General features: G+C 70.4%; 24 protein-coding genes, 3 tRNA genes and 3 pseudogenes. 16 read left to right on the forward strand and 14 right to left on the reverse strand.

Annotated features, from left to right (window positions below):
* Nucleotides 1-137: 137 nt before the first annotated feature.
* The 5 genes and pseudogenes from ACWC5O_RS35530 to ACWC5O_RS35550 form a co-directional block, all read right to left on the reverse strand.
* Nucleotides 138-392 (reverse strand): annotated as a pseudogene (locus ACWC5O_RS35530) (bifunctional DNA primase/polymerase); the annotation flags it as partial.
* A pseudogene (locus tag ACWC5O_RS35535) lies at nucleotides 389-1,068 on the reverse strand (DNA methylase). The pseudogenes ACWC5O_RS35530 and ACWC5O_RS35535, both read right to left, overlap by 4 nt.
* A gap of 87 nt (nucleotides 1,069-1,155) precedes the next feature.
* Nucleotides 1,156-1,449, reverse strand: a complete 294-nt coding sequence (locus ACWC5O_RS35540) for a hypothetical protein (protein ID WP_450585165.1) — start codon at nucleotides 1,447-1,449, stop codon at nucleotides 1,156-1,158.
* Between the two features lie 94 nt (nucleotides 1,450-1,543).
* Nucleotides 1,544-1,856: pseudogene (locus ACWC5O_RS35545) on the reverse strand (hypothetical protein).
* A 13-nt stretch (nucleotides 1,857-1,869) separates the two neighbouring features.
* Nucleotides 1,870-2,085, reverse strand: a complete 216-nt coding sequence (locus ACWC5O_RS35550; RefSeq protein WP_450585164.1) for a hypothetical protein — start codon at nucleotides 2,083-2,085, stop codon at nucleotides 1,870-1,872.
* Nucleotides 2,086-2,313: 228 nt separating this feature from the next.
* Between ACWC5O_RS35550 and ACWC5O_RS35555 the strand changes: the two genes are divergently transcribed.
* Complete coding sequence (locus ACWC5O_RS35555) at nucleotides 2,314-2,883, forward strand: lytic polysaccharide monooxygenase auxiliary activity family 9 protein (RefSeq protein ID WP_450585162.1); 570 nt, start codon at nucleotides 2,314-2,316, stop codon at nucleotides 2,881-2,883.
* A gap of 82 nt (nucleotides 2,884-2,965) precedes the next feature.
* Here ACWC5O_RS35555 and ACWC5O_RS35560 read toward each other — a convergent pair whose 3' ends face one another.
* From ACWC5O_RS35560 to ACWC5O_RS35580, 5 genes are all read right to left on the reverse strand, one after another.
* Nucleotides 2,966-3,373 (reverse strand): hypothetical protein, encoded by a 408-nt coding sequence (locus tag ACWC5O_RS35560; RefSeq protein WP_450585160.1) that lies wholly within the window; start codon nucleotides 3,371-3,373, stop codon nucleotides 2,966-2,968.
* Between the two features lie 519 nt (nucleotides 3,374-3,892).
* Entirely contained in the window at nucleotides 3,893-4,435 is a 543-nt protein-coding gene (locus tag ACWC5O_RS35565; RefSeq protein WP_450585158.1) for a hypothetical protein, read from the reverse strand.
* Between the two features lie 78 nt (nucleotides 4,436-4,513).
* Entirely contained in the window at nucleotides 4,514-4,960 is a 447-nt protein-coding gene (locus ACWC5O_RS35570) for a hypothetical protein (RefSeq protein ID WP_450585157.1), read from the reverse strand.
* Between the two features lie 335 nt (nucleotides 4,961-5,295).
* Nucleotides 5,296-5,853, reverse strand: a complete 558-nt coding sequence (locus ACWC5O_RS35575) for a SigE family RNA polymerase sigma factor (RefSeq protein ID WP_450585155.1) — start codon at nucleotides 5,851-5,853, stop codon at nucleotides 5,296-5,298.
* 31 nt (nucleotides 5,854-5,884) lie between these two features.
* Nucleotides 5,885-6,532, reverse strand: coding sequence for a hypothetical protein (locus ACWC5O_RS35580; RefSeq protein WP_450585154.1), 648 nt, complete (start codon nucleotides 6,530-6,532; stop codon nucleotides 5,885-5,887).
* A gap of 422 nt (nucleotides 6,533-6,954) precedes the next feature.
* Between ACWC5O_RS35580 and ACWC5O_RS35585 the strand changes: the two genes are divergently transcribed.
* Entirely contained in the window at nucleotides 6,955-7,167 is a 213-nt protein-coding gene (locus tag ACWC5O_RS35585) for a hypothetical protein (protein ID WP_450585153.1), read from the forward strand.
* 36 nt (nucleotides 7,168-7,203) lie between these two features.
* On the opposite strand, the gene ACWC5O_RS35590 is transcribed toward ACWC5O_RS35585, so the two are convergent.
* Nucleotides 7,204-7,860 (reverse strand): NAD(P)H-binding protein, encoded by a 657-nt coding sequence (locus tag ACWC5O_RS35590; protein WP_450585151.1) that lies wholly within the window; start codon nucleotides 7,858-7,860, stop codon nucleotides 7,204-7,206.
* 299 nt (nucleotides 7,861-8,159) lie between these two features.
* Nucleotides 8,160-9,425, reverse strand: coding sequence for an amidohydrolase family protein (locus tag ACWC5O_RS35595; RefSeq protein WP_450585150.1), 1,266 nt, complete (start codon nucleotides 9,423-9,425; stop codon nucleotides 8,160-8,162).
* 379 nt (nucleotides 9,426-9,804) lie between these two features.
* Here ACWC5O_RS35595 and ACWC5O_RS35600 point away from each other — a divergent pair.
* The 8 genes from ACWC5O_RS35600 to ACWC5O_RS35635 all read left to right on the forward strand — a co-directional run bounded on the left by ACWC5O_RS35600 (nucleotide 9,805) and on the right by ACWC5O_RS35635 (nucleotide 14,763).
* Nucleotides 9,805-9,877: transfer RNA gene (locus ACWC5O_RS35600), tRNA-Thr, on the forward strand.
* Nucleotides 9,878-9,923: 46 nt separating this feature from the next.
* Nucleotides 9,924-9,996, forward strand: a tRNA-Met gene (locus ACWC5O_RS35605).
* Nucleotides 9,997-10,085: 89 nt separating this feature from the next.
* Nucleotides 10,086-10,250, forward strand: a complete 165-nt coding sequence (gene rpmG, locus ACWC5O_RS35610; protein WP_003948671.1) for a 50S ribosomal protein L33 — start codon at nucleotides 10,086-10,088, stop codon at nucleotides 10,248-10,250.
* 86 nt (nucleotides 10,251-10,336) lie between these two features.
* Nucleotides 10,337-10,789, forward strand: coding sequence for an FAS1-like dehydratase domain-containing protein (locus ACWC5O_RS35615; RefSeq protein WP_450585149.1), 453 nt, complete (start codon nucleotides 10,337-10,339; stop codon nucleotides 10,787-10,789).
* A 7-nt stretch (nucleotides 10,790-10,796) separates the two neighbouring features.
* A complete protein-coding gene (locus tag ACWC5O_RS35620) occupies nucleotides 10,797-11,225 on the forward strand; it encodes a MaoC family dehydratase (protein WP_450585147.1) in 429 nt (142 codons plus the stop codon).
* A 105-nt stretch (nucleotides 11,226-11,330) separates the two neighbouring features.
* Nucleotides 11,331-11,900, forward strand: coding sequence for a TetR/AcrR family transcriptional regulator (locus tag ACWC5O_RS35625; protein WP_450585145.1), 570 nt, complete (start codon nucleotides 11,331-11,333; stop codon nucleotides 11,898-11,900).
* Nucleotides 11,901-12,008: 108 nt separating this feature from the next.
* Nucleotides 12,009-13,445 carry an MFS transporter gene (locus ACWC5O_RS35630; RefSeq protein ID WP_450585143.1) on the forward strand — a complete coding sequence of 479 codons (1,437 nt, stop codon included), beginning with the start codon at nucleotides 12,009-12,011 and terminating at the stop codon, nucleotides 13,443-13,445.
* Between the two features lie 262 nt (nucleotides 13,446-13,707).
* Nucleotides 13,708-14,763, forward strand: coding sequence for a UDP-N-acetylmuramate dehydrogenase (locus ACWC5O_RS35635; RefSeq protein ID WP_450585141.1), 1,056 nt, complete (start codon nucleotides 13,708-13,710; stop codon nucleotides 14,761-14,763).
* A 280-nt stretch (nucleotides 14,764-15,043) separates the two neighbouring features.
* Here ACWC5O_RS35635 and ACWC5O_RS35640 read toward each other — a convergent pair whose 3' ends face one another.
* Entirely contained in the window at nucleotides 15,044-16,084 is a 1,041-nt protein-coding gene (locus tag ACWC5O_RS35640) for an adenosine deaminase (RefSeq protein WP_450585140.1), read from the reverse strand.
* Nucleotides 16,085-16,207: 123 nt separating this feature from the next.
* A complete protein-coding gene (locus ACWC5O_RS35645; RefSeq protein WP_450585138.1) occupies nucleotides 16,208-17,434 on the reverse strand; it encodes a pyridoxal phosphate-dependent aminotransferase in 1,227 nt (408 codons plus the stop codon).
* Between the two features lie 261 nt (nucleotides 17,435-17,695).
* Between ACWC5O_RS35645 and ACWC5O_RS35650 the strand changes: the two genes are divergently transcribed.
* The 6 genes from ACWC5O_RS35650 to ACWC5O_RS35675 all read left to right on the forward strand — a co-directional run bounded on the left by ACWC5O_RS35650 (nucleotide 17,696) and on the right by ACWC5O_RS35675 (nucleotide 21,576).
* Nucleotides 17,696-17,768, forward strand: a tRNA-Trp gene (locus ACWC5O_RS35650).
* Between the two features lie 105 nt (nucleotides 17,769-17,873).
* Nucleotides 17,874-18,161, forward strand: a complete 288-nt coding sequence (gene secE / locus ACWC5O_RS35655) for a preprotein translocase subunit SecE (RefSeq protein WP_450585137.1) — start codon at nucleotides 17,874-17,876, stop codon at nucleotides 18,159-18,161.
* Between the two features lie 80 nt (nucleotides 18,162-18,241).
* Nucleotides 18,242-19,081, forward strand: a complete 840-nt coding sequence (gene nusG, locus ACWC5O_RS35660) for a transcription termination/antitermination protein NusG (protein WP_450585135.1) — start codon at nucleotides 18,242-18,244, stop codon at nucleotides 19,079-19,081.
* 168 nt (nucleotides 19,082-19,249) lie between these two features.
* The gene (rplK, locus tag ACWC5O_RS35665; protein WP_033528316.1) at nucleotides 19,250-19,684 is read left to right on the forward strand and encodes a 50S ribosomal protein L11; all 435 of its coding nucleotides are present in this window, start codon (nucleotides 19,250-19,252) and stop codon (nucleotides 19,682-19,684) included.
* Between the two features lie 81 nt (nucleotides 19,685-19,765).
* On the forward strand, nucleotides 19,766-20,491 hold the full coding sequence (gene rplA / locus ACWC5O_RS35670; RefSeq protein ID WP_450585133.1) for a 50S ribosomal protein L1: 726 nt from the start codon (nucleotides 19,766-19,768) through the stop codon (nucleotides 20,489-20,491).
* A 164-nt stretch (nucleotides 20,492-20,655) separates the two neighbouring features.
* Entirely contained in the window at nucleotides 20,656-21,576 is a 921-nt protein-coding gene (locus tag ACWC5O_RS35675) for a hypothetical protein (protein ID WP_450585131.1), read from the forward strand.
* The last annotated feature ends 294 nt before the right edge of the window (nucleotides 21,577-21,870 follow it).

Here is a 21,870-nt window from a genome sequence, read left to right on the forward strand (position 1 = left end):
CGGCCTTGCTCTCAGAAGTCCGCTACTTCCGCTACCGCCGCTACCGCGCAGGTCAGGCGCCTGTTGGAGGTAGCGGGAAGGGATAGTGGTAGCGGATGGGTAGCGGCGGGGTAGCGGGTCGCCATGCCGGTTGCCGCGTCGATGACGACCAGCCCGGAGGGGCCGGTGGCGATACCGACGTTGAACGGGGCCCGGGTCCAGGCGGCGCGGATGCGATCGGGGTCGGTGGTGGCCCGCTGCTCCCACTTCACGTGCCCGTTCGCGCACGGCCCGGTGCGGGTGCAGGACTTCTCGCCGTGCAGGGCAGGCGGCTTGCCACCGGGGCGCAGCGGGAAGACGTGCCAGCCTCGTTCGGCCGCGTCCAGCGCGGCCCGCAGCAGGTTCTCGCTCACGCAGCCACCTCCCACGAGGTGGTGCGGGTGGCGAGGTAGGTGCGGCCGATCCATTCGGTGTAGGCGGGTGGGATGGCGTCGGTCAGTTCCTCGCGCACGTCGGTCCAGGTGATCCCCATGGCCTGTTGCAGCTCGGGGACGGTGGGCTTGCCGCCGCCGTTGCCGTACGCGGCCACATAGGGGCCGTCGTAGAAGCGGCCGTGCCGGTAGCCGCGCACGCGGCCCCGGTGCGGGACGTGCGCCGGCTGGTCGGTGGTCCAGCCGCCCAACTCGAAGTTGCAGTGCCAGATCACCCTGAGGGAGAACATCTCCCCGCACAGGGTCAGGTCTTTGCGGATCTCCGCGCGGCCGTTGGGCTGCTCGATGACGTAGGGCAGGCCGGTGGCGTCGAGCAGGGCGCGGGTGGGCGCCACGAGGTCGACGTGAGCGCGGCCCCATCCAGGCGTTGGTGCCCACGGTCAGGGCGCATCCGTGTTGGCAGGGCGGGGAGGCGGCGGGTGAGGGCGTCGCCTCGGTGGTAGGGGAAGGGGTAGTTGGGCCGGTGGGCGATGTCGCAGCCGTCGACGTCGTATCCGGCGCGGTGGTAGCCCATGGCGGCGCCGCCAGCGCAGGAGAACAGGTCCAGTAAGCGCGGCCGTCGGCCGGGCACTCGCCGGATGTCGGTGGGAAGGGTCATGCTGGATGTCTCCAGTTCCTAGAAGGTGCTGGCTGACAAGGGCGGCCCCGCGACTTTGGCGAGACGAGGGGGCCGCCCTTGGCGTAGCTAGAAGGGCGGTTCGTCGCTCCACGGGTCGCGTTGGGCGACGCGGCGGCGCAGCAGCCGGGGCAGGCGCGGGAGCGGCAGCAGGACCCTGCGCCACTCGGTCCAGCAGTCGCAGGGGTACCACTCGGTGCCGGCGTACTCGCCGGTGTCATAGTCGCCGTAGCCGCGCTCGATGCCGCCGACACCCTCGCAGCCGGGGCAGTCCGGGTCGGGGACCACGGTCAGCGTGGTCACCGGGGACGGTTCGGCCGAGGGGTCGGTGTCTTTGTGCAGGTGAACGACATTGCCGCTCATGACAGCAGCACTCCTGACTGCCCCGGATCGGGGCGGAGCTGAAAGGGAAGATGCGGCGCGGTGGCCGGGCCCGTGGTGGGCCCGGCTGGGAGGGTCACCACCAGCCGGAGGACTTCTTCGCGGCCTTTTCGGTGGCGGCCTCGCGCACGATGCGCTGCCGCTCGGTCCGCAGGGCGGCGAGTTCCGTGATCAGCCGGGTCTCGGCCGACTGCCACGCGGTGTCCAGGGTCCGTTCCGCGCGGGCGGGGCTGTTGCCCCGGACGCGGTAGGAGCCGGAGACCAGCGGACAGCACCGCGCGCCGCTCCCGGCCGTCCAGCGGCCACATCTCGCGGCTTCTGACGGCGGTCAGCTTGCGATCGGTCTGCTGTATCGCCTTGTCCAGGCGGCGGGTATCGGGCTTGCCCATGTCAGTCCTTTGGTCAGGCGGCCATGCGGGTGGGATCGCAGGGTTCGCAGGTACCGAGGGAAGCGCGGATGTTGCCGCACTCGGGGCAGATCCGGTGGGGGCGCATCATCGCTTCGTGCGCCTGCCACCGGCCGGGGGTCATCGGGCGGACGGGCTTGGCCAGGTCGAGGCGGTAGAGGTAGGCGACGGCGATGCCGCGCGCATGGCGCCACCTCAACTGCGCCGCCACCTCCTGTGTCCTGTGACAGTGAAGTTGGACCGGTTGTCATTGAAGATGGATCGCCGCGGTCATGGGGTCAGCCGACATCAGCTCGACCAGGCCGGCGACGCCGCACAGGTCAACGCCGACTAGGCCGATGAATGAGAACCGCGGCACGAGGACCGAATGCGAGGGTGAACCGCATACCCGGCTGTAGCGTTCCGTATGCATATGCACACCAAGAGTAAGGAGTGTCTCGTGGAACCCAAGCACGGAGCGGTCAGCTCTCCCCCTTCGCGGGCCCAGCTCTACCTGGAGAGCTGGCAGGCCAACGGCTTGGAGGCCGGTAAGTTCTTCCCCGCGAACCAGGCGGGCCTGCGCGATCCCTTCGCCCCGGACGACGTGGTCAACGCCCAGCCGCCGGCGGATGGACAGATCGCCAGCGCCGGGAAGGACTTCGCCGCCTCCCTGGACGAGGTCGGCACCGACTGGAAGAAGCACCCCGTCACCTCCGGCGAGAACCTGGAACTCACCTGGGGATTCCACGCGCCCCACAAAACCCGCCGCTTCAACTACTTCCTCACCAAGAGCGGCTGGGACCCCAACCAGCCCCTGACCCGCGCCCAGTTCGACAGCGAGCCCTTCCACTGCGTCCAGCTGAGCGGCCAGCCCTACTGGGCGGCCGACGACCTCGTCCCCAGCGAGCCCACCACCCACACCATGCGCCTGCCCCAGCGCAACGCCGGCCACCACGTCCTGCTCGCAGTGTGGGAAGTCGCCGACACCGGCCACGCCTTCTACCAGGTCATCGACCTTCAGTACAGGTAAGACAACCGCGCCCCAGGGGTGCGACCGTGTGCCGACCCCGCCACCACGGCAGGGCGGCACACCCCACTCACCGGCCAGGTGGTCAATCTGCGACGGCAATCGGACCAACTTCGCCGTCACAGGACATCCTGACCAGTAGCTGCTCGTACGCGGCTGCGGCGCCGGCTGCGTCTCCCGTCTTCCCCCGCCACCGGGCGAGGTGGCTGCGGGCGGTCAGGGTGGCGGGGTGGTCGGGGCCGAGGCGGTGGCCGGTGGTCTGGGTCAGGCGATGGAAGTGGGCTGTGGCGGCGGTGACCTGGCCGGCTTCGCCGAGGCTTCGTCCGGCCCGGTACAGCACCTTATACAGTCCGTTCAGGTCGGCGGGGTCGGTGACGTCGTCGAGGACGACCAGCCACCGGCACGGCGCGGCGTTCGCCTTGGGCTCCAGCCAGGCCAGGAACGCACGGGCGGCCGTTTCCCGGTCCGCCGGGTCGGCACCCAGGATCTCCACGGCGGCCTGCGCGGCCGCCGACCGGCCCGCACGGCCGCACCCTGATCACCACCCGCCGCCAGGACGCAGCCCTGGCCCTGGCAGGCCGTCTGATCAAGGTCGGGCTGTTCACCGAAGCCGAGTCCCTCGCCTACCTCACCGCCGCGCTGGGCGCCCGTGAGCGCCACGAGCCCGACGAACAGCTCGCCGCGCTCGCCCAGGACTTAGGGCACCTGCCGCTCGCACTGTCGCAAGCCGCCGCCTACCGGCGAGCTGGAGCATCGGGCGGGCCAGGCCCATCGGGCGCAGGGTGTCGGCGCGGTCCACCGACAGCGACCAGGCTGCCGCCACGCTCTGGGTCTGCCCGTCGGGCAGCACCTCGGGGGCGGCGTCGGCGAGCAGAGCAGGACAAGGCTCCCGTGTCCGTAACTGCGGACGAGGTGGTCTGTGCTCTGCGGGCGCTGGATCGGCTCAGTCTCATCGACCACACCCCCGCCACCCCCCACCAAGCCATCCGCGTCCACCTCATCGACGCCGGCATCAGCGCCGCCGCCTACCGGGGACGGCTGGCCGACCGTGCCACCCTTCTGACCAAGGTGCGTTCTGGGGTGTTGCCTGCGAGCCGTCTTCGGCGCGGTGCCGGGTCAGGTGGGTGAGGGCTGGCGCACTGGTCAGGACGGTTTCGGGGATGCCGTTGGGGTTGAGGAACGCATACCCAGAGGCGACTGCGGTGGCGTTGCTCGCGGTGATCCACACCAACAGGTCCAGTTCACCGGTCTGCCAGGCGGTGCGGGCGTAGTCGGCGGCCAGCTGGGTCTTGCCCACCCCACCCATTCCGGCCAGCACCTGACCGTGGGCCGTGTCCTGCCCCACCAGGACCGCGGCCCGTCCACCCGTGAGTGCTTCACGCAGCCGAACCACTTCGGCCCGGGTCTGGAAACAGCCCGCCCGCGGCGGGATCACCCCCACCTGATGCGGCCACGCGGCCGCAGGCCGCCGGGCCCCGTAGTAGTGATGGTGGTCGGCCTTGCCCGTGACCGGGCCGGTGCACACGCTGTGGCGGAAGTCGATGGGCTGGAACACGCGGCTGTACTCGCGCCTCCTCGTGCAGCAGCGCTGCCCGCTGGAATGCAGGGATTCCAGACCTACTGGCGCCGGTGTTCAGCGCCAGTAGGTGTCGTGGGTGAGTCGGTTGTGGTGGGTGTCGTACTGGTCGACTGTGGTGATGGTCTGTCCGTTGGGGATGGGGGCGGCCCAGGCGCGGTAGGTGGTGCCGGGGACGGTGACGGTGGTGGCTTTGACCTGGGTGCCGTCCGAGAGGGAGACCACGCCGTAGGCGACGTCGGCTTCGGGCTTGGAGACCATGAGTCGGCTGCCGCTGAGGCCCTTGTCGTGCAGGCCCCACAGTCCCATTCCGCCTGCGGCGTGGGGGTCCTGTGTGCCGGTGACGGGCTGGCAGTCGGCCCAGGGGCCGCCTTGGTGGTCGATGCGGACGCCGCCGATGTACATGCGCTGGCACAGCAGTGATGTGCCCGGTGCCGTGGTTCCGTCGGGGAGTGTGGGCAGGGTGTAGCCCTTGGGCGGTGTCCGGTGGAACTCCAGCGCCACCGACCAACGGTGCCCGTCTGTCGTCCCCTCGGCCACCCGGACACTGACCGTGCCAGGGTTCGGAGTGACAGGAGTCGGAGTGAAGGGGGAGCTTGCGAGGGGTGAGGGCCGGTGCGCGGGGTCGACGGCACCAGGTGGTGACTTCAGGAACGCAACCGTCAGGCCGAGGCCGAGGATGCAGGCGGCACTTGCCACGGCAGCCGCGGCACGGCGGCGTTTCCTGCGGGCGCGCGCGGCGGTCAGGATCTGGTCGACGGGGGCCGGGGACGAGGGGTAGGCCTCGCGTGACCGGGCGAAGGCGGCGCGTGCCCAGTCTTCTTGGCCGTGGTCTGGAGTCATCGTGCCTCTGCAGGGCGGCTGGGCGGGTAGTTGCAGGCGAGGGCCGACCGGCTGCGCAGTTTGGCCAAAGCCCGGGACGCCTGGCTCTTCACGGTGCCGACCGAACAGCCGAGGACGTCTGCCACTTCCTCGACGGACAGATCCTCGCAGTAGCGCAGCACCACGACCGCCCGCTGCCGCTCGGGCAGGTCGGCGAGCTCACGAGCCAGGGTGTCGTACACGTCCACGTCTCCGACGCCGGCCCCGTCGTCATGGACGGGGCCGGTGTCGGGCAGCGACGGGAGAAGGAGGTGGGTGATCCTGCGGCGGCGATGCCGGCTGCGGTTGGTGTTGACCAGTGCGCGGCGAACGTAGTGTTCGGCGCGCTCCGGCTCCAGTCGCTGCCAGTGCGGGTACACCTTCGCCAGCGTCGTCTGCACCAGGTCCTCCGCTTCGTGGAAGTCGCCGGTGAGCAGGTACGCGGTGTGGGTCAGAGCCCGCCAACGGGCGGCGACGAACTGGGTGAACTCCGAGTCCGGTCCGTTGTCCGCGGCCTTGCGGTCACTTGGCTGCACAGCAGGAGGTGCCCGTCCTTCGTCTGGCTGTTCAGCGCCAGTAGGTGTCGTGGGTGAGTCGGTTGTGGTGGGTGTCGTACTGGTCGACTGTGGTGATGGTCTGTCCGTTGGGGATGGGGGCGGCCCAGGCGCGGTAGGTGGTGCCGGGGACGGTGACGGTGGTGGCTTTGACCTGGGTGCCGTCCGAGAGGGAGACCACGCCGTAGGCGACGTCGGCTTCGGGCTTGGAGACCATGAGTCGGCTGCCGCTGAGGCCCTTGTCGTGCAGGCCCCACAGTCCCATTCCGCCTGCGGCGTGGGGGTCCTGTGTGCCGGTGACGGGCTGGCAGTCGGCCCAGGGGCCGCCTTGGTGGTCGATGCGGACGCCGCCGATGTACATGCGCTGGCACAGCAGTGATGTGCCCGGTGCCGTGGTTCCGTCGGGGAGTGTGGGCAGGGTGTAGCCCTTGGGCAGTGTCCGGTGGAACTCCAGCGCCACCGACCAACGGTGCCCGTCCACTCGGCCCTTGCCGATCACCTGTGTGACCACCTGCGGCACCTGCCGGTGAGCGGAAGCAGACCGCTTGGGGACGACGGAGGCGGGTGCGGACGCCGGGTGGACGGCCAGGCCCGACGCCGCCTCGCTCGCGGAGGCGCCGAACGAGACCCCTCCGAGCGCGGCGACTGCGACGGTCGCCATGGCTGCCTTCCTGGCAAAACTGAGAGCCACGGAGCATTTCTCCTTCAAAACTGCCGCCCGACGCCACGCCGGGCGGTCCTCGACGGCCGGCGCGCTGGGCCCGCGTGCCGACCTGCAGCGACCACCAGGAGCGGTGGCCGCGGCTTGGACGTCCGCCCGTAGGTACTCCCAAACACTCGCGGTGGGTTGCACGCCCGCGCGACATCGCTTCGCGGCATCCCCGCTCGCTTGGGCACGGGACCTACCGGGCCGCCAGGCCGGGCCAGGGGAACCAAGCTTGCTGTCGCTCGCCGGGCAGTGGGGCAGCCATGGGGCGTCGGGCTGCCAGGCCGCCGTAAGGCCAGGTCATGCGCTCTCTGCCGCGTGGTCCGTAAATCTGCCGGCTCAGCCTTCCCAGGTTCGAACCCGGGCACACTGGCGGCATGGCCTCCCGTCGCAGAACCTGTCCTGTGTGTCGTCGCGAGATCGCCGTCGTCGCGGGGCGCTTCGCCCGGCACGACCCGCCCGGAGCGCGGGAGGGCGGGGAACTCGTCTCGTGTTCCGGATCCCGGCAGCAGGCTCAACTCGGTGCGGTACAGCCGGCGTTGGACGGGTACGCCGTGCCGGACTTTCCCGGGCAGCTGCCTCTGTTCTGACGGTTTGTCTGAAGGGTGAACGGCCGAGGGCCGACCTCAGTTCCCCGCGACCGACTTCACCGCGACAGACACCGGCGTGGACCCGCCGATCAGCTCCAGCGTCAGGCCGGCCGTGGCCGAGGTGTCCACCAGCTCCGCGAGCACGGCCGCCACGTCGTCCCGGGGGATCGGGCCGCGCCCGGTGTGGGCCTCCAGGCGCACCTGGCCGGTGCCCGCGTCGTTCGTCAGCGCACCGGGGCGCAGGATCGTCCAGTCGAGGGCGTCCTGACGGGTGACGTACGCGTCGGCCGCGCCCTTGGCGCGCAAGTACACGTCGAACACGTCGTCGCCCTCGTGCGCGGGGTCCGCGCCCATCGAGGAGACCACCACGAAACGGCGTACCCGCGCGCGTACGGCCGCGTCCGCGAACAGCACCGCCGCACCCTTGTCCACCGTGTCCTTGCGGGCCGTACCGCTGCCCGGGCCCGCGCCCGCCGCGAAGACCGCCGCGTCCGCGCCCTGCAGATGTGCCGCGACCTCCTCGACCGAGGCGGACTCCAGGTCGAGCAGGACCGGTTCGGCGCCGACCGCCCGCAGATCGTCGCCCTGCTCCGCGTTCCGGATGATCCCCGCGACCTCGTCCCCGCGCGCGGAGAGCAGTCGCTCCAGCCGCAGCGCGATCTGACCATGACCACCAGCGATGACAATGCGCATGATTCCGACCGTACGCCCGAAGAGGCGCGTCCGCCGTACGGGTTCACGCCGGGGTGCGCTGTGGCTCAGGGGCGCTCCGGAGCATGGCGTGCGGCGGCTTGAGTGCGCCTAGGCGCACGATCGAGGCGTGCAGCCTGGAATGCGCGCCCCTCAACGCGAACGCGCGTCCCGAACCGCACGGGCGCCCCGAACCGCACGGGCGCCCCGAACCGCACGGGCGCCCCGTACCGCACGGGCGCCCCGTACCGCACGGGCGCCCCCGGCGCCGACGAATGCCCCGATGACCAGCGCCACCGACCTCACGACAACTCCTTCCGCCCCTGTCGCGGCAGCCCCAGTTCCGCCGCGGCCGCCGAGTTGCAGTACTCGCGCACCGCGCTCGTGCGCGCCACCACCCGCCCCCGGTGCACGACGATCCGGCTGTAGGCGAGGGAGAGGGCACCGGACAGGCGGTCGCCGCGCACGGCGAGGAGCTCGGCGGGGAAGCCGGCCTCCACGCGGACCTCGGGCAGGCCCAGGACCGTGCGCGCCGAGGCGCTCACCGCGTCGTAGGCGTCCTCGGGGTGCAGGCCGTGGACGGAGGCGAGGAGGTAGGCGGCCTCCAGGGGGTCGCCGCGGCCGACGGGGTTCGAGACGTCCAGCAGGGCGCCGCTGCCGGCCGCCACCCGCACCCCGGCCGCGCGCAGCAGCCGTACCGGAGCCGTGCCCCGCCGGTCCACGCCCCCGCAACCGCCCTGGGGCAGGCACACCACCGTCACACCGGCCGCCGCGAGCTGGTCCGCGAGCCGGGAGGCGGCCTCGGTGCTCAGGCGCGCGAGACCGGCGCACGGGCTGATCGTCACACCGGGGCGCAGACCACCCGCCATGGCCGCGAGCCGGGACAGCCGGGCCGGGTCGGCCGCGTCCGTGTGCAGGTCCACCGGGCAGCCGTGCTCCGAAGCCACCTCCAGCACGGCCTCCACGTAACCCGTGGGGTCCGGGTCCAGGTCCGGGCAGCCGCCCACCACGGAGGCGCCCATCTTCAGCGCGTCCCGCAGTATGGCGAGCCCGTCTGCCCCGGCCACCCCGGTCAGCAGGCGCGGCATCGCCACCGTGGTCAGTTCCGCGAGCCCCCGCAGGGAACGCCGTGCCTGCAGGACGGCGCCGAGCGCGCCCAGGCCCTGGACATCGCCTACGCGCACGTGTGCACGCAATGCCGTCGCCCCGTGGCCGAGTTGGAGCAGGGCGGCCTCCGTGGCCCGGCGCTGGACGTCCTCGGGGGCGTACGAGACCGGTCCCGGCTGCTCGGCGGAGAGCGCGGTGTCGCTGTGGGCGTGCGGTTCGGCCGGTGCCGCGAGGAGCAGGTAGCCGCCGAGGTCCACGCGCGCGGCGCCCTTCCGGGCCGCCCCAGGGGTCAGGCTGCCGGCCGTGCCGACCGCCTCGATGCGCCCGCCGCCCAGCCGTACGTCCACGGTCCGGCCGTCGGTGAGCCGCGCCCCGCACAGCAGCAGGGCGGCCGGGTCGGGCTGCCCGGAGGAGCCGGACGAGTTCGACGACGAGGGCGGCTGCGGCTGACTGTCGGGCATCGGACTCCAGGGGTCGGGCCGGGGGCTCGGGGCACGGCCGCGTGAGGGGATCAAGGCCGCGACGGACCCAAGATCACGCAGAGTGAGTCGAGCCTAGGCTGGCGAGCGGTGCGCGGCGCGGAGGAGCGCAATAGTCGTACCGGCGTGGTCCGCCCCTGGCGGTACACGCTTCGCCCGCCGGTGTGACCTGCGCGCACGCGCGCGTGCGGTGTGCGCCCCGGCAGCCCATGGCCTGCCCGTCCCACGCGCGCGCCAGTGCCACAAGGGGGCTTGCGAGGTTTCCGGGAGGCCCGGGAACGGCCCGCGAACGAGCTTGTGGCGGGCGGCCGGATACGGATTTGGGTGAACGGCGGCGGACCGTGTAATGTCTTCATCGCTCGCCCCAATAGCTCAGTCGGCAGAGCGTCTCCATGGTAAGGAGAAGGTCAACGGTTCGATTCCGTTTTGGGGCTCTGGTGTGAGAGGTTCCCGTCGCAAGGCGGGGACTGATCTCATCAAAGCGGTGTAGCTCAGTCGGTAGAGCAAGCGGCTCATAATCGCTGTGTCACCGGTTCAAGTCCGGTCACCGCTACAGACAGTAGCCGATTGCGGGGTCGGTCCTTCGATCGGCTACTCTTTCTTGCGTTAATACAGTCAATCCGTTCGTCAAGGAGCACTCACGTGGCTGCCACCGACGTCCGCCCGAAGATCACGCTGGCCTGCGTGGAGTGCAAGGAGCGGAACTACATCACCAAGAAGAACCGGCGTAACAACCCGGACCGTCTTGAGATGAAGAAGCACTGCCCGCGTTGCAACGCGCACACCGCGCACCGCGAGACGCGATAAATCAGGCTCGTACGTAAGGCCGCCCCCAAGCAGGGGGGCGGCCTTACGTCGTTTCACACGCTGCCGAGACCAGGAGGTGCCGGGCCATGGCGCTCGACCAGTCCTTCGTGGGGCGGACCTATCCGCCCACCGAGCCCTACGAGGTGGGCCGGGAGAAGATCCGCGAGTTCGCCGAGGCGGTCGGGGAGGCCAACCCCGTGTACACGGACCCGGAGGCCGCCAAGGCGTTCGGACATCCCGATGTGATCGCGCCGCCGACGTTCGTGTTCGCCATCACCTACCGGGCCGCGGCGGCGGTCATTGAGGACCCGCAGCTCGGTCTCGACTACAGCCGCGTCGTGCACGGCAGCCAGAAGTTCGCCTACACCCGCCCGGTGCGTGTCGGCGACCGGCTCACCGTCACCTCCACCATCGAGGGGATCAAGTCCCTCGCGGGCAACGACGTGCTGGACATCTGCGGTGAGGTGCACGACGAGGCGGGCGAGCACGTGGTGACCGCCTGGACCAAGCTCGTGGCCCGTGCGGCCGAGGAGGCGTGAGACAGCGATGACGGCGAAGATCGCGTACGACGACGTCGAGGTCGGCACCGAACTGCCGGCGCAGACCTTCTCTGTGAACCGCGCCACGCTGGTGCGGTACGCGGGTGCCTCCGGGGACTTCAACCCCATCCACTGGAACGAGAAGTTCGCCAAGGAGGTGGGCCTGCCGGACGTCATCGCGCACGGCATGTTCACCATGGCCGAGGCGATCCGCGTGGTCACCGACTGGACCGGCGACCCGGGCGCGGTCGTGGAGTACGGCGTCCGCTTCACCAAGCCGGTCGTCGTGCCGAACGACGACAAGGGCGCGGTCATCGAGGTCAGCGGCAAGGTCGCGGCCAAGCTGGACGACAACACGGTGCGCGTGGACCTGACCGCGACCAGCGGGGGCGAGAAGGTGCTGGGCATGTCCCGGGCGGTCGTGCGGCTGGCCTGACGGCAGATCCGGGTAAGGGGCGCCGACCACGGGTGGGCGCCCCTTACGGATGGGTCGGCACAGGCCTCGCTTGACTGGTTAGTGATTGAGTACTAACTTTCTCGCGTGGTCAGGATGAGCGCAGAAGAGCGGCGCGAGAGCGTCATCCGCGCGGCGATCGCGGAGTTCGCGCAGAGGGGCTACTACGGCACCTCCACCGAGGCGATCGCCAAGCGGGTCGGCGTCTCGCAGCCGTACCTCTTCCGGCTCTTCCCGAGCAAGAAGGCGATCTTCGCCGCGGCGTCGCTCCGGTGCGTCGAGGACACCTGCCGGGTCTTCGAGGAGGCCGCCAAGGGGCTGGAGGGTGAGGAAGCCCTGCATGCCATGGCGGACGCCTATGTGCGTCTGCTCGCGGAGCGCCCCGAGAGGCTCCAGATGCAGATGCAGACGTACATCGCCGTGGCGGCCGCCGAGGCCGAAGGTGACCACGAGTTCGGCGAGGCCGTACGGGCCGGCTGGATGAAGCTCTGGGAGACCGTGCATCTGCCGCTCGGGGCGGACGTGAACGAAACCACGACCTTCCTGGCGTACGGAATGCTCATCAACACCCTTACCGCCATGGGGTTTCCGCCTGAGCACCAGGTCTGGGAGGGGATGTATCCCTCGGCCCGGATCACCGGGCGGCTGGAGAAGTAGGGCGGCGGGGAGCGGAGTCCAGCCCTTTTCCGCGGGCTCCAAATTTCACGGGCTCCAAAGTTAGTCAGCAATAACTAATCAAGCCAGTGATCACCCTCTGGGGGAGAAATGTCACAGCAGACCGCACGTCGCGGGGGCGCCGGCTGGGCCCTCGTCATCACCAGCGTCGCCGGGTTCATGGCGGCCCTCGACAACCTCGTCGTCACCACCGCCCTGCCCTCCATCCGCAAGGACCTCGGCGGCGCGCTGGACGACCTGGAGTGGACCGTGAGCGCCTACACGCTCACCTTCGCCGTCCTGCTGATGTTCGGAGCCGCGCTCGGCGACCGCTTCGGGCGCCGTCGGCTCTTCCTCGCCGGACTCACGGTCTTCACCGGCGCATCCGCCGCCGCGGCCATGGCCCCCGGCATCGGCTCCCTCATCGCCGCCCGCGCGGTCCAGGGCGTCGGCGCGGCCGTGATGATGCCGCTGACGCTGACCCTGCTGACCGCGGCCGTGCCCGCCGCCAAGCGCGGTATGGCGTACGGCATCTGGGGGGCCGTCAACGGCCTCGCCGTCGCCTCCGGGCCGCTCATCGGGGGCAGCCTCACCGAGCACATCTCCTGGCACTGGATCTTCTGGCTGAACGTCCCGCTCGGCGTGGCCCTGCTGCCGCTCGCCCGCCTCCGCCTCGCCGAGTCCCGCGGCACCGGCGCCCGGCTCGACCTCCCCGGCACCCTGCTCGTCAGCGGCGGGCTCTTCGGGATCGTGTACGGACTGGTGCGCGGCCCGGTCGACGGCTGGACCGGCACCCTCGTGCTGACCGGTCTGATCGCGGGCACCGCGCTGCTCGGCGGCTTCGTGTTCCACGGCAGCCACAACAAGAACCCCATGCTGCCGATGCGGCTGTTCCGCTCCCGCGCCTTCTCCGGGATCAACGCCGCGAGCCTGCTGATGTTCCTCGGGATGTTCGGCTCGATCTTCCTGCTCAGCCAGTACATGCAGGGCGTGCTCGGCTACTCGCCCACCGAGGCGGGCCTCAGGATGCTGCCGTGGACCGGCATGCCGATGCTCGTCGCCCCGGTCGCCGGCATCCTCTCCGACCGCATCGGCGGCCGCCCGGTCGTCGCCACCGGCCTGTTCCTGCAGGCCGCCGGCCTCGGCTACCTGGGCTCCGTGGTCACCGCCGACGTCTCCTACGCGACCCAGCTGCCCGGCCTGATCATCAGCGGCATCGGCATGGCCCTGTTCTTCGCGCCCGCCTCCAACCTGGTCATGTCCAGCGTCCTGCCCACGGAGCAGGGCATCGCCTCCGGCGCCAACAACGCCCTGCGCGAGGTGGGCGGCGCGCTCGGCATCGCGGTCATGTCGTCGATCTTCTCGGCCCAGGGCGGCTACGAGAGCGCCCAGGCCTTCGTCGACGGACTGCGGCCCGCGCTGGTCGTCGGTGCGGCGGTGGTCGCCCTCGCCGGGGCCGCGGCCCTGCTGATCCCCACCCGGCGCCGCATGGCCCTCGCCACCGGCACGACCGATCCCGCGCCGGTCCTGGAGACCGCCGCCCACTGAGCGCACGCCACGCGGCGCCGACAGCCCGGCCCGGCAACGCCCGCCGCCCGGCACGCGCCCGGCCGCCCTCCCGGTGCCAGCAGCCCGGCCCGGCAACGCTCGCCGCCCGGCAACGCTCGCCGCCCGGCACGCGCACGCGTACGGCCCCGTCCCCGCCGACGGGGCCGTACGCGCGTGCGTGCCGGGCCGGGGGAACGGTCCCCGGCCGGGCTCTCCGTGCCGCCTCGCGGCGCTGTCCGTGCCGTCTCGTAGTCTTGAGCGCGTGCAGGAACTCCACGACGCTCCCCTCGCCCCGCTGACCACCTTCCGGCTGGGTGGCCCCGCCACCCGGCTGGTCACCGCGACGACCGACGCCGAAGTGATCGCCACCGTCCGCGAGGCCGACGACACCGGGACGCCGCTGCTGGTCATCGGCGGCGGATCCAACCTGGTCATCGGCGACAAGGGCTTCGACGGCACCGCCCTGCGCATCGCCACGACCGGCTTCGAACTGCGCGGCACCACGCTGGAGCTGGCGGCCGGCGAGATCTGGACCGACGCCGTCGCCCGTGCCGTCGAGGCCGGACTCGCCGGCATCGAGTGCCTGGCCGGGATCCCGGGCTCCGCGGGCGCCACCCCGATCCAGAACGTGGGCGCCTACGGCCAGGAGGTCTCCTCGACGATCACCGAGGTGATCGCGTACGACCGCGGGGCCGGCCGGACCGTCACGCTGACGAACGAGGAGTGCGCCTTCTCGTACCGGCACAGCCGCTTCAAGGCCGATCCCGAGCGCTACGTCGTGCTGCGCGTCCGCTTCGAGCTGGAGGACGCGGCCGGGCTGTCGGCGCCCATCAGGTACGCCGAGGCGGCCCGGGCGCTCGGTGTGGAGCCGGGGGAGAGGGCGCCGCTCGCCGCTGCCCGCGAGACCGTGCTGAAGCTGCGCGCCGGCAAGGGCATGGTCCTCGACCCCGAGGACCACGACACCTGGTCCGCCGGGTCCTTCTTCACCAACCCGATCCTCACCGACGAGCAGTTCGCGGCCTTCCACGCGCGCGTGCGGGAGCGGCTTGGCGAGGGAGTGGAGCCGCCCGCCTACCCGTCGGGTGAGGGCCGTACCAAGACCTCGGCCGCCTGGCTGATCGACAAGGCGGGCTTCACCAAGGGCTACGGCACCGGACCGGCCCGTATCTCCACCAAGCACACGCTCGCCCTCACCAACCGGGGCGCCGCCACCACCGAGGACCTCCTGGCCCTGGCCCGCGAGGTCGTCGCCGGGGTCCACGAGGCCTTCGGGATCACGCTGGTCAACGAGCCGGTGACCGTCGGCGTGAGCCTGTAGCCCCACAGGACCGGCGAGCCCCCGCAACGACAGCGGCTTCCGGGGCGAGCCGCGCCACACCACCCACGCGCGGACGCTCTTCCTCATCGGCAGCCGTGACGTCTTCGCCGACACGGCCATGGCGTGCGCCTCGGCGGCGGGCTGGGGACCGCGTCGGAAGCGGATCGTGAAGGGCGGCTCCGCCCTCATGGGCTGCATCCGCGGCCTGGAGTCCGAGGCGGAGCCGTGGCCGAGCCCGAGGTGCTGATCTCCTTCCAGGCGTATCCGCCCTGCGCCGACTTCAGACGAGCGGGCGAGTCAGCCAGTCGTCCACGCCGGCCAGCAGCCGCGCCTTGACGTCCTCCGGCGCCGCCGAACCCCGCACCGACTGCCGGGCCAGCTCCGCCAGCTCCGCGTCCGTGAAGCCGTGGTGCTGGCGGGCGATCTCGTACTGGGCGGTCAGTCGGGAGCCGAAGAGCAGCGGGTCGTCGGCTCCGAGGGCCATCGGGACGCCCGCCTCGAAGAGCGTGCGCAGCGGCACGTCCTCCGGCTTCCCGTAGACACCGAGCGCCACGTTCGACGCCGGGCAGACCTCGCAGGTCACTTCCCGGTCGGCCAACCGCTTGAGCAGACGCGGGTCCTCCGCCGCGCGCACGCCGTGTCCGATCCGCGAGGCGTGCAGGTCGTCCAGGCAGTCGCGCACCGACGCCGGGCCGGTCAGCTCGCCGCCGTGCGGGGCCGACAGCAGGCCGCCGTCGCGTGCGATGGCGAAGGCGCGGTCGAAGTCCCGCGCCATGCCCCGCCGTTCGTCGTTCGACAGCCCGAAGCCGACCACACCCCGGTCGGCGTAGCGCACCGCGAGCCGGGCCAGCGTGCGCGCGTCCAGCGGGTGCTTCATACGGTTCGCCGCCACCAGCACCCGCATCCCGAGCCCGGTCTCCCGCACCGTCGTGTCCACCGCGTCCAGGATGATCTCCAGGGCCGGGATCAGACCGCCCAGCCGGGGCGCGTACGACGTCGGGTCCACCTGGATCTCCAGCCAGCCCGAGCCGTCCTGCAGATCCTCCTCGGCGGCCTCCCGGACCAGCCGCTGGATGTCCTCCGGCTCCCGGAGACAGGAGCGCGCCGCGTCGTACAGCCGCTGGAAGCGGAACCAGCCGCGCTCGTCCGTCGCCCGCAGCTTGGGCGGCTCGCCGCTGGTCAGCGCCTCGGTCAGGGCCTCGGGCAGGCGCACGCCGTGCTTGTCGGCCAGCTCCAGAACGGTCCCCGGCCGCATCGAGCCGGTGAAGTGCAGGTGCAGATGGGCTTTCGGCAGCTCAGAGAGATCACGTACACGCTCCATCCCAGGATCCTGCCGCAGGTCCCGGTCGCGCCGGTAGCTGTTTCCCCGAACGTGCTCTTGCTCGCACATGCGAACGGGGGCTGCTCCCGGAAGTGGGAGCAGCCCCCGTGTGCGGAGCGGACCTCAGTCCCGCGCCTCCGCGAGCAGCTTCTGCATCCGGCTCACGCCCTCGACGAGGTCCTCGTCACCGAGCGCGTACGACAGCCGCAGGTAGCCCGGCGTGCCGAAGGCCTCGCCCGGGACGACCGCGACCTCGGCCTCCTCCAGGATCAGCGCGGCCAGCTCGACGGTGTCCTGCGGGCGCTTGCCGCGGATCTCCTTGCCGAGCAGGCCCTTGACCGACGGGTACGCGTAGAACGCGCCCTCGGGCTCGGGGCAGAGCACGCCGTCGATCTCGTTGAGCATCCGCACGATGGTCTTGCGGCGCCGGTCGAAGGCCTCGCGCATCTTCGCCACGGCCTCCAGGTCGCCGGAGACAGCGGCCAGGGCGGCCACCTGGGCCACGTTGGAGACGTTCGAGGTGGCGTGCGACTGCAGGTTCGTCGCGGCCTTGACGACGTCCTTCGGGCCGATGACCCAGCCCACGCGCCAGCCGGTCATGGCGTACGTCTTCGCCACACCGTTGACCACGATGCACTTGTCGCGCAGCTCGGGCAGGAGCGCCGGCAGCGAGGTGAACTTCGCGTCGCCGTAGACGAGGTGCTCGTAGATCTCGTCCGTGAGGACCCACAGGCCGTGCTCGACGGCCCAGCGGCCGATCGCCTCGGCCTCCTCCTGGCTGTAGACCGCGCCGGTCGGGTTCGACGGCGAGACGAAGAGCACGACCTTCGTCCTCTCCGTGCGGGCCGCCTCCAGCTGCTCCACGCTCACCCGGTAGCCGGTGGTCTCGTCGGCGACGACCTCCACCGGGACACCGCCCGCGAGCCGGATCGACTCGGGGTAGGTCGTCCAGTACGGCGCCGGGACGATGACCTCGTCACCCGGGTCGAGGATCGCGGCGAAGGCTTCGTAGATGGCCTGCTTGCCGCCGTTGGTGACCAGGATCTGGGCCGGGTCGACCTCGTAGCCGGAGTCCCGCAGCGTCTTCGCGGCGATCGCGGCCTTCAGCTCCGGCAGACCGCCGGCCGGGGTGTAGCGGTGGTACTTCGGGTTCTTGCAGGCCTCGACGGCGGCCTCGACGATGTAGTCCGGGGTCGGGAAGTCGGGCTCACCCGCGCCGAAGCCGATCACCGGACGCCCGGCGGCCTTCAGGGCCTTGGCCTTGGCGTCCACGGCGAGGGTGGCGGACTCGGAGATCGCGCCGACTCGGGCGGAGACCCGGCGCTCGGTGGGAGGGATTGCAGCGCTCATGGGGCCCATCGTTTCAGACCGGAAACGCCCCCGGCACGCGGGTTTCACGGACTGAACAGCAAGGGGTCGAGAGGTGAACAAGGATCCGAATCCGGCTCCCGGCCAGGACGATCTTCGGTCCGGCGACTCCGTACAGGCACTTTCTGTTCGACGCCGGGCCGCGGACCACGTACACTCTCACCTCGTTGGCCTTCGGCAGCCGCTCCACAACCGGTGCACACCGAGCACCCGGTCGGATGCGGTACGTTGGGGGACACACAAAGGGTCGTAGCTCAATTGGTAGAGCACCGGTCTCCAAAACCGGCGGTTGGGGGTTCAAGTCCCTCCGGCCCTGCTACACACACCGCCAGGATGTGTGCACATGTACGTACAGCGATGCACCGCCGTGCGGCTCAGACCGGGCGCGGCACGGCCACGACCCGGAATCAGGTGAGGACGAATGACGGACGCCGTGGGCTCCATCGACACGCCTGATGCCCAGGACGAGGCGCTGGAGACCAAGAAGAAGGCCCGCAAGGGTGGCAAGCGCGCCAAGAAGGGCCCGCTGAAGCGCCTCGGCATCTTCTACCGACAGATCATCGCGGAACTCCGCAAGGTCGTCTGGCCGACGCGCAATCAGCTGACGTCGTACACCACCGTGGTGATCTTCTTCGTTGTCATCATGATCGCCCTGGTGACCGTGATTGACTATGGGCTCAACCACGCGGCCAAGTACGTCTTCGGCTGAGCCAAGAGCGAAGGGCGCCGTGGTACCGGCGCCCGTTTTCGCATGTTCTACCCCTATGTATCCAGGAAGAAGCAGCCATCGTGTCTGACCCGAACCTGAACGACGCCATCGAGCCGGACGAGACGGTGGACGACGAGCTCGACATCGTCGAGGGCGCGGACGAGCAGGACGAGTTCGAGGCTGCCGAGGCCGAGGCGGGCGAGCCGGCCGAGGAGGCCGCGCTGCACGTCGAGGACGAGGCCGAGGAAGCGGTCGAGACCGTGGAGACCGAGGAAGAGGTCGAGGCGGAGGCCGCCGCCCCGGTCGACCCGGTCGAGGCCCTGCGCGAGGAGCTGCGGTCCCTGCCCGGCGAGTGGTACGTCATCCACACGTACGCCGGCTACGAGAACCGCGTGAAGACGAACCTGGAGCAGCGCGCCGTCTCACTGAACGTCGAGGACTACATCTTCCAGGCCGAGGTGCCGCAGGAAGAGGTCGTCCAGATCAAGAACGGCGACCGTAAGACGATCAAGCAGAACAAGCTGCCTGGTTACGTCCTGGTCCGCATGGACCTGACCAACGAGTCCTGGGGCGTCGTCCGTAACACCCCCGGCGTCACCGGCTTCGTGGGCAACGCCTACGACCCCTACCCGCTGACCCTGGACGAGATCGTCAAGATGCTCGCCCCGGAGGCGGAGGAGAAGGCCGCCCGCGAGGCCGCCGAGGCCGAGGGCAAGCCCGCCCCGCAGCGCAAGGTCGAGGTCCAGGTGCTGGACTTCGAGGTCGGCGACTCGGTCACCGTCACCGACGGCCCCTTCGCCACGCTCCAGGCGACCATCAACGAGATCAACCCCGACTCGAAGAAGGTCAAGGGCCTGGTGGAGATCTTCGGCCGCGAGACGCCGGTCGAGCTCTCCTTCGACCAGATCCAGAAGAACTAGTTCCTTCTGGACGAACTGCTTCCGTGCAGGTCAGGCGGGCTCTCGTAGCCAACCTGACCTGCACGGTTTTTGGCCGCGCATCCATACCCGTTATCGTTGTGCGGTATGCCTGCGTCCGGGTGGTCCCCGGATGCCGGCAGGACCCGAATCGAAAGGACCCGGAGAGCTATGCCTCCCAAGAAGAAGAAGGTCACGGGGCTCATCAAGCTCCAGATCCAGGCCGGCGCCGCCAACCCGGCCCCGCCGGTCGGCCCCGCGCTGGGTCAGCACGGCGTCAACATCATGGAGTTCTGCAAGGCCTACAACGCCGCGACCGAGTCGCAGCGCGGTTGGGTCATCCCGGTGGAGATCACGGTCTACGAGGACCGCTCCTTCACCTTCGTCACCAAGACGCCCCCGGCCGCCAAGATGATCCTCAAGGCCGCGGGCATCGAGAAGGGCTCCGGCGAGCCGCACAAGACCAAGGTCGCCAAGATCACCGAGGCGCAGGTCCGCGAGATCGCCACGACCAAGATGCCCGACCTCAACGCCAACGACCTGGACGCCGCCGCGAAGATCATCGCTGGTACCGCGCGCTCCATGGGCGTCACGGTCGAGGGCTGACCCCCACCTTCGTAGAACCACCGTGGTAGGGCCTGCTCGGCCCGTACACCACGACTCCTCTCAGAACACACAGGAGCAGTTGTGAGCAAGCGCAGCAAGGCTCTCCGCGCTGCGGACGCCAAGGTCGACCGGGAGAAGCTGTACGCCCCGCTCGAGGCCGTCCGTCTCGCCAAGGAGACCTCCACGACCAAGTTCGACGGCACCGTCGAGGTCGCCTTCCGTCTGGGTGTCGACCCGCGTAAGGCCGACCAGATGGTCCGTGGCACCGTGAACCTTCCGCACGGCACCGGTAAGACCGCCCGGGTCCTGGTCTTCGCGACCGGTGACCGTGCCGAGGCCGCGCGTGCCGCGGGCGCCGACATCGTCGGTGCCGACGAGCTGATCGACGAGGTCTCGAAGGGCCGCCTGGACTTCGACTCCGTCGTCGCCACCCCGGACCTCATGGGCAAGGTCGGCCGCCTCGGCCGCGTGCTCGGTCCGCGTGGTCTGATGCCGAACCCGAAGACCGGCACCGTCACCCCCGACGTGGCCAAGGCCGTCACCGAGATCAAGGGCGGCAAGATCGAGTTCCGCGTCGACAAGCACTCGAACCTGCACTTCATCATCGGCAAGGCGTCCTTCGAGGACGCCCAGCTGGTGGAGAACTACGCGGCGGCGCTCGAGGAGATCACCCGTCTCAAGCCGTCCGCCGCCAAGGGTCGCTACATCAAGAAGGCCGCCATCACCACCACGATGGGCCCCGGCATCCCGGTCGACCCGAACCGCACCCGCAACCTCCTCGTCGAGGAGGACCCGGCCGCCGTCTGAGCCCCGCGCTCACCCCGGTAGCCGCGTCAGGTACGCGTAAGTAGAGGGCGGGCCCTGGAACCTGAAAGGTTCGGGGCCCGTCCTTTCTTTGTGCGACTTTTCGTACGACTGTCAGTGGCCTGGGCTACGTTGCAGGCACAGGACTCGCATAGGGGTGGGACTACATGAAGAGCACGACCGTACGCCGGGTGACCCTTTCCGTCGCGGTGGTGACCGCGCTGACCGGTGTGGCCGCCTGCGGCTCGGACTCCGGGAAGGGCGACAAGACGGTCGGCAAGAGCGTCACGCACGTCAGCCCCCTCGCTGCCCTGCTCTCCGCCGAGAAGTCCACGGACAAGGCCGAGTCCGCCAAGGTCCGCTCCAGCACGACCATGGGCGACACCATGTCGATGACGGCCGACGGCGCCCTCGCCTGGGGCGACGGCCTCAAGGGCAACCTCACCATCACGTACACCGGCGGCAAGATGGCCGAAGCGATGCGCAAGGCCGGCTCCACGTCGATGGAGGCCCGCTATCTGCCGGACGCCTACTACGCCAGGATGAGCGAGAAGTTCGCCGCGCAGTTCGGCGGCAAGCACTGGATCAAGTACGCGTACGACGACCTCGCCAAGCTCGGCGGCAGCTCCGGCGCGTACCTCAAGGACCAGATGCAGAACACCACGCCGAACCAGTCGGTGAAGCTGCTGCTGGCCTCCGGCGACGTGAAGAAGGTCGGCCAGGAGAAGGTCTCCGGCGTCGACGCCACGCACTACTCGGGCACGGTGAACGTCGCCGACCTGGCCGGCAAGAACAGCAACCTCACCGCCGACCAGCTGGCCGGCCTGAAGAAGCAGCTCAGCCAGGCGGGCGTCACCACCGAGAACATCGACATCTGGGTGGACGGCCAGGACCTGCTGGTCAAGAAGGTCGAGAAGGCGGACATGGCGACCGGCACCATGACCAGCACGGCCTACTACAGCGACTACGGCGTGAAGGTCGCCGCCGAGGCGCCCCCGGCCGCCGACACCAAGGACTTCACGGAGCTGATGAAGGCCGGCGGTCCCGGGAGCGTGTCGGGCAGCAGCAGCACCACCACCGCCTCCTGAGGCCCGCACGCACAAGGACCGGGGCGGCCCCGTAGGGCCCGATTTGCTCGACACCGCCCCGGTCCCGTACTCTCCTACAGAAGCCAAAGACCGCTGGTCGTTGCCGCGTGCTCGAACGAGGGCGCGGTGGCCGAAGGATCCGCTGCAAAGTGGGCGACCCGCGCAGGTGACGGTGGAAGAACTCCCGGAGCATACGCGCTCACGCGTGTGCAGCCGGTCGAGTCCGCCCCGAGCGCCTGCGCCGGGGCGTTTGTTTTACCCAGTCCTCCTTCGGGTCCGCGCGGTCCGAATCAC

The sequence above is a fragment of the Streptomyces sp. NPDC001450 genome, from assembly GCF_053597295.1.